We start from the raw sequence: 6,819 nt of genomic DNA, 5'->3' as shown, positions 1-6,819 counted from the left end.
GGCGGCATCCTCGCCCGGAATGGTCACCGCGACGACCGGCGGCTTCAGCGCCGTGAACGCCCCGAAATAACCCGCCGCATCCTTGGTCGACAGCAGCCCGGTGACGAGGGCGAGGGGACGGCCGTCCCGCGCGGTCATGGCGGCCAGTGCCTCGGCCAGCGCCCGGGCGGCATGGGGATTATGGCCGCCGTCCAGCCACAGCTCGCCGCCGGGCAGCAGGGCGGGCAGCGGACCCCGGGTCAGGCGTTGCAACCGGGCCGGCCACTCCGCTTTCGCGATGCCAATCTCGATCGCCGCTTCCGGCAGGTCCAGCAGCAGGGCTGCGGCGACGGCGCTGGCGGCATTGGCGATCTGATGCGGCCCGGCGAGAGCCGGCAGGGGCAGACGCCAGTCGGTCAGCCCGGCACCCGTGAACAGAAAACCGTCCTCGACCGGGCGGGCGGTGAAATCGGCACCGGCGACGATCAGCGGGGCATCGAGGTCATCGGCCCGGTCGCAGATCACGGCGAGGGCTTCCGCCGTCTGCGGGCCGACTACGGCGGGCACGTCCGGCTTCAGGATGCCGGCTTTCTCGGCGGCGATGGCGGCGATGGTCTCGCCCAGGAAGTCCCGGTGGTCGAGGTCGACGGGCGTGATCACGCAAAGCCTTGGCATGGTCACGACATTGGTCGCGTCCAGCCGCCCGCCGAGGCCGACCTCGAGCAGGACGAGATCGGCAGGCGTCCGCGCGAAGGCGAGCAGGGCGGCCGCCGTCGTCACCTCGAAGAAGGTGATCGGCGCTTCGCCATTGGCCCTTTCGCATTCCTCGAGAAGGGCGGTCAGGGCGTCCTCGCCGATCAGCTCGCCGGCCAGCCGGATCCGCTCGGCGAAACGCACCAGATGGGGCGAGGTATAGGCATGAACGCGCAGGCCCGCAGCCTCGGCGATGGCCCGCAGATAGGCGACGGTGGAGCCCTTGCCATTGGTGCCGGCGACATGGACGACCGGCGGCAGATCCCGCTCGGGATGGCCGAGCCGGGCCAGCAGCCGTTCCATCCTGCCGAGCGACAGGTCGATCTTCTTCGGATGCAGCCTTGTCAGCCGCTCGAGCACGCGATCGCTGGTGGTCATGAGGATCTCCGGCCCCCTGGCGGGGACCCGGTCAGGCCTTGACCGGGAGCTTGACCGCCGCCTTGGGCTTGCGGTTGGTCAGCAGCGCGATGATGGTGGCGAGGCGGGTCTTCAGTTCCTTGCGCGGCACGACCATGTCGATGATGCCGTGTTCGAGCAGGTATTCGGCGCGCTGGAAGCCTTCGGGCAGTTTCTCGCGGATGGTCTGTTCGATCACGCGCTGGCCGGCGAAGCCGATCAGGGCACCGGGTTCCGAAATCTGGATGTCGCCCAGCATGGCATAGGACGCGGTGACGCCGCCCGTCGTCGGATCGGTCAGCACGACGATATAGGGCAGGCCGGCATCGCGCACCATTTCGACCGCGACGGTCGAACGCGGCATCTGCATCAGGGACAGGATGCCTTCCTGCATGCGCGCGCCGCCCGCGGCGGTGACGACGACCAGCGGCACGCCGTGATCGACCGCGCGCTCGGCCGCCGTCACCAGCGCCTCGCCGACCGCAAGACCCATGGAGCCGCCCATGAAGGCGAAATTCTGCACCGCGAGCACGGCGCCCAGTCCCTCGATCGTGCCATAGGCGACGAGCATGGCGTCATTCTGGCCGGTCTTGGCGCGGGCATCCTTCAGGCGCGCGACATAGCTTTTCTCGTCCTTGAACTTCAGCGGATCGACCGGCACATCGGCGACGGGAACCAGGGTGAAGCCGGCGTCGAGCAGCAGGGAAATCCGCTCCTCGATGCCAAGGCGCATGTGGTGGCCGCAGTGCTGGCAGACATGCAGATTCTCGTCCAGTTCGCGGTGGAACAGCATCTGGCCGCAGCCGGGGCACTTGGTCCACAGGTTGTCCGGCATGTCCCGGCGCACGAAGGCGGCGCGGATCTTGGGACGGACGACATCGTTCAGCCAATTGGCCATTGCGGAAACTCCAGCGGGCTCAGGCGGCGCTACGCTTGGCGCCGCGCACACCGGCGGCGAGCGTGGCGACGAAAGCGGAAATACGGTCGGCCAGGGCCTTACCCGAGAGGCCTTGGGCGGAAGCCTCGCCGATCATCGAGACGACGGCGCTGCCGACGACGGCGGCATCGGCATTGCCACCGATCTCCGCCGCCTGTTCGGGCGTGCGGATGCCGAAGCCGACGGCGATCGGCAGATCGGTATGGCGCTTCAGCCGGGCGACGGCGGCGGCGACGGCGTTGCAGTCGGGGCTGGCCGAGCCGGTGATGCCATTGATCGAGACGTAGTAGACGAAGCCCGAGGTATGGCGCAGCACGGTCGGCAGGCGTTTGTCGTCGGTCGTCGGCGTCGCGAGGCGGATGAAGGCGATATCCTGTTCGAGCGCCGGCAAGCACAACTCGGGATCTTCCTCGGTCGGCAGATCGACGACGATCAGCCCGTCGATGCCGGCGGCCTTGGCATCGGTCAGGAAGCGCGGCACGCCATAGGAGTAGATCGGATTGTAATAACCCATCAGCACAATCGGCGTCGCCTGGTCGGTCTCGCGGAAGCGGCGCACGAGGTCGAGGGTCTTCACCAGGGTCTGGCCACCGGCGAGGGCGCGCAGGCCCGCCGCCTGGATCGCAGGGCCATCGGCCATCGGATCGGTGAAGGGCATGCCGATCTCGATCACATCGGCACCGGCGCCGGGCAGCGCCCTGATCACCTCGAAGGAGGTTTCGAGGTCCGGATCCCCAGCGGTGACGAAAACGACGAGGCCGGGGCGACCCTCGGCCTTCAGCGCGGCGAAGCGGGCATCGATACGGGCGACGGTCACAGCTTCGCTCCCAGAGCACTGGCGACGGTGAAGATATCCTTGTCGCCGCGGCCGGACAGATTGACCAGGATGATGTGGTCCTTCGGCAGCTTGCCGGCGATCCGCCCGACATGAGCGAGGGCATGGGACGATTCGAGGGCGGGGATGATGCCTTCGAGCTTGGCGCAGAGCTGGAAGGCGTCCAGCGCCTCCTGATCGGTGGCCGAGACGAAATTCACCCGGCCGATATCATGCAGCCAGGAATGCTCCGGCCCGATGCCCGGATAGTCGAGGCCGGCCGAGATCGAATGGGCCTCGATGATCTGGCCGTCGTCGTCCTGCAGGAGATAGGTGCGGTTGCCGTGCAGCACGCCGGGCCGGCCCTTGGCCAGCGATGCCGCGTGCTTGCCGCTCTCGAGGCCGAGGCCGGCGGCCTCGACCGCGTCGATCGCCACTTCGCGGTCGTCGAGGAAGGGATAGAACAGGCCGATGGCGTTGGAGCCGCCGCCGACGCAGGCGACCAGCGTATCCGGCAGGCGGCCTTCCGCCTTCAGCATCTGGGCCTTGGATTCATGGCCGATCACCGCCTGGAAATCGCGCACCATGGCGGGATAGGGATGCGGGCCGGCGACGGTGCCGATGATGTAGAACGTGTCCTCGACCTGGGTCACCCAGTCGCGCAGGGCCTCGTTCATCGCATCCTTCAGGGTCTGCGAGCCCGAGGTGACGGGAACGACTTCCGCGCCCAGCAGCTTCATGCGGAAGACGTTCGGGCTCTGCCGCTCGATGTCGGTCTTGCCCATGTAGATGGTACAGGGCAGGCCGAAGCGGGCGGCCACCGTCGCCGTCGCCACGCCATGCTGGCCGGCGCCGGTCTCGGCGATGATGCGCTTCTTGCCCATGCGCCTGGCCAGCAGGATCTGGCCCATGCAGTTGTTGATCTTGTGGGCGCCGGTGTGGTTCAGCTCTTCCCGCTTCAGATAGATCTTGGCGCCGCCGAAATGGTCGGTCAGCCGCTCGGCGAAATAGAGCGGGCTGGGGCGGCCGACGTAATGTTCGAGGAAGTAATCGAGTTCGGCGCGGAACGACGGATCGTTGCGGGCGTCCTCATAGGCCTTTTCAAGCTCGAGGATCAGCGGCATCAGCGTCTCGGCGACGAAGCGCCCGCCGTAGATCCCGAAATGCCCGTGCTCGTCCGGACCCTCGCGGTAGGAATTGGGCGTCTGTGCGGGCGCCATGGCCATGATCGTTCCTCAAACAGACCGCGCCGCCGCCAGGAAGGCGGCGATCAGGTCGACATTCTTAACCCCCGGCGCGGATTCGACACCGCTCGACACGTCGACCGCCGAAGCCCCGGCGACGCGGATCGCTTCGGCGACATTGTCGGGCGTCAGTCCGCCTGCCAGGAACCAGGGCCGCGACCAGCGCTCATTGGCGATCAGGCCCCAGTCGAAGGCAAGGCCATTGCCGCCGGGAAGGCCTTTTCTAGGCGGTTTGGCGTCGAGGAGCAACAGGTCGGCAACAGACTCGTAATCATGGGCCGTCGCGACATCCCCCGCCCCGGCAATGCCGACCGCCTTCATCACCGGCAGGTTGAAGCGCTGGCGCATTTCGGCGACGCGGGCCGGGCTTTCCTTGCCATGGGCCTGCAGGATCTTCACCGGCGCCTCGGCCAGGATGGCGGCAAGGGTATCGTCGTTGGCATCGACGGTCAGGGCGACCGGGGTCACACCCGCCGGCAGGCGGCGGATCAGGGCGCCGGCCTCGGCGGGCGACAGGCTGCGGGGCGACGGCGGGTAGAACACGAAGCCGACATGGCTGGCGCCGTGCTGGACGGCGGCATCGACGGTCTCGGGCGTGGACAGCCCACAGATTTTCGCGGCAACGGACATGGGAGGACTATAGCAGCTTTCCGGCGGCCCAGTGTTGCAGTGCATCGAAATCCACCGCGCCATCGAGATGGGCCGCCACCCGCTCGCCCATCACGGCGCCGAACTTGAAGCCGTGGCCCGAGCAGCAGGACAGCACCAGCGCGCCGTCGACATCGGCGATGCGGAAGCGCTCGTCCGCCGTCACGGTATAGAGGCAGGTCTTGGCCTCGATGATGCGGTAATCGTCGAAATCGCGGAAACGGCGGCGGCCGCCTTCCCAGATCGCCTTCGCCTCATCCTTGCCGGCGCCGCGCCGGGCTTCCGGGTCGTCCGGGCCGCCGTCCATGTGGTGATCGCCGAGTTTGAGGCCATAGCCGTCGACCGGGGGCACGGCATAGAAGCCGTCGTCCCGCTCGATCTCCAGCAGCATGGGGCCGCTGGCCCAGGCGTCTTTCCACTTCGCCGGCACTTTCGCGTAAGTGACGACCTGACGCACCGGGCGCAGGTCGGCGGCAAGGGCGGGGACGAGGCGCGGCGTCCAGGCGCCGGCGGCGACCACCAGCCGATCGCCCTCGATGCGGCGGCCATCGGCGAGGATCGCCGTCGCCCGGCCGGGATCGATGTCGGCGACGGCGATGCCCTCCAGCAGGGTGCCCTTTTCGCGGACATAGTCGCCGAGACCGCCGACGATCCGGTCCGCCAGCAGGGCGCCGCCGCTTGTCAGCCACAGGGCGTCGATGGCACCGTCCGATGACAGCATCGGAAAGCGCCGGTCCAGTTCGGCCGGCTTCAGCCGCTCGTAAGCGATGCCCAGCCGGTCGAGGGAGGCGGCGGATTGGTCCGCCCAGTCGCCCGGCTCGAAATGATGGGCGAGGGTGCCGGTCTCGACATAATGCCGGCGGCCGAAGTCGCGCCACACGCCGTCCCACGCGGCATAGGCGTCGTGGATCATCAGGGCATAGCCGTCGAGCGCGCCGTAGGGGTAGCGGATCAGGCGGTGACGGTCGACCGAGGTGGCGAGCGGATCGGGCACGCGGCCCTGCTCGATCACCGTGACCTCCATGCCGCGGTTGATGGCGGCCCTTGCGGTGGCGAGGCCATAGAGGCCACCGCCGACGACGATCAGTTTCATGGCGCGAGCGACCGATGCAGGAAAGCGGCGGCGACGAGGTCTTCGAGCGCGGTGCCGACCGATTTGAACAGGGTGATTTCGCCGGCGCTCTGCCGGCCCTCGTGGCGGCCGGCGCAGAGATCGGCGAGGTCGGCGGCGATATCGGCCTCCGATATCAGGCCGCGCCCCAGGGGATCGGCGAGGTCGCCCGCCTCGTGCAGGGCGCCTTCCCTCGTGTCGACGAAGAGCCGGGCGCGGGTGATGGCGCTATCGTCCGCTTCCCGCATCTCGGGGGTGAAGCCGCCGATCAGATCGACATGGCAACCGGGCTTCAACCATTCGCCCCGGATCAGGGGCGTCCGGCTCATGGTGATGGACGAGACGATATCGGCCCCGGCGACCGCGCTCGCCAGATCCTCGACCGCTTCGGCGCCGTGACGGGCGGCGACGGCGCGGGCCTTGTCGCCATTGCGGTTCCAGATCAGGACGCGGGAGAGGCCGGGCCGCACCACGCGGTAAGCCTCGATGACATGGGGCGCCAGATTGCCGGCGCCGACGACGAGCAGGGTCTTCGCGTCTTCCCGCGCCAGGTAACGCGCGGCGAGGGCGGAGGCGGCGGGGGTGCGGCGTACGGTGAGGGCGCTGCCGTCGACGGTCAGCAGCGGCGCCCCGCTCGCCCCGTCGAACAGGACATAGAGGCCGATCACCGAATCGAGACCGCGCGCGCCATTGCCCGGGGCGACCGTGACCAGCTTCACGCCGGTATAGGCGCCGGGCTGATAGGCCGGCATCACCAGGAATATATTGGTCGCGCCGGCGCCGTCGTCCATCGGGTAGTGACCCCGCAAGGGCGCGGTAATGGTGCCGGCGGCGAAAGCATCGCCCAGGGCATCGATCAACCCGGGATAGGTCAGGGCGGCGCGGGCCGTCGCCCCGTCGACATGGCGGAGCGCGGCGGGTAGCGGCGCGCTCATGG

The 6,819-nt window shown here is 68.6% G+C and carries 7 protein-coding genes; all 7 read right to left on the bottom strand.

Features of this window, described 5'->3' with window-relative positions; all coding sequences use genetic code 11:
* The coding region (locus WAZ62_RS01280) for a bifunctional folylpolyglutamate synthase/dihydrofolate synthase (protein WP_422641719.1) at positions 1-1,110 on the bottom strand (1,110 nt) is incomplete at its 3' end.
* Between the two features lie 31 nt (positions 1,111-1,141).
* Complete coding sequence (accD, locus tag WAZ62_RS01275) at positions 1,142-2,026, bottom strand: acetyl-CoA carboxylase, carboxyltransferase subunit beta (protein ID WP_422641718.1); 885 nt, start codon at positions 2,024-2,026, stop codon at positions 1,142-1,144.
* 19 nt (positions 2,027-2,045) lie between these two features.
* Positions 2,046-2,882 carry a tryptophan synthase subunit alpha gene (trpA, locus tag WAZ62_RS01270; RefSeq protein ID WP_422641717.1) on the bottom strand — a complete coding sequence of 279 codons (837 nt, stop codon included), beginning with the start codon at positions 2,880-2,882 and terminating at the stop codon, positions 2,046-2,048.
* Positions 2,879-4,105 (bottom strand): tryptophan synthase subunit beta, encoded by a 1,227-nt coding sequence (gene trpB / locus WAZ62_RS01265; protein WP_422641716.1) that lies wholly within the window; start codon positions 4,103-4,105, stop codon positions 2,879-2,881. Before trpB ends, trpA begins: the two co-directional genes overlap by 4 nt.
* Positions 4,106-4,114: 9 nt before the next feature.
* Positions 4,115-4,753, bottom strand: coding sequence for a phosphoribosylanthranilate isomerase (locus WAZ62_RS01260; RefSeq protein ID WP_422641715.1), 639 nt, complete (start codon positions 4,751-4,753; stop codon positions 4,115-4,117).
* Between the two features lie 7 nt (positions 4,754-4,760).
* Positions 4,761-5,864 carry an NAD(P)/FAD-dependent oxidoreductase gene (locus WAZ62_RS01255; RefSeq protein WP_422641714.1) on the bottom strand — a complete coding sequence of 368 codons (1,104 nt, stop codon included), beginning with the start codon at positions 5,862-5,864 and terminating at the stop codon, positions 4,761-4,763.
* A partial coding sequence (locus WAZ62_RS01250) for an ornithine cyclodeaminase family protein (protein ID WP_422641713.1) occupies positions 5,861-6,819 on the bottom strand: 959 nt, incomplete at its 5' end. The genes WAZ62_RS01250 and WAZ62_RS01255, both read right to left, overlap by 4 nt.

The organism is Zavarzinia sp. (assembly GCF_049306435.1).
Lineage (GTDB): Bacteria > Pseudomonadota > Alphaproteobacteria > Zavarziniales > Zavarziniaceae > Zavarzinia.
Note: the sequence above shows the minus strand (reverse complement) of the source record. Positions and strands in the feature narration are given on the sequence as shown.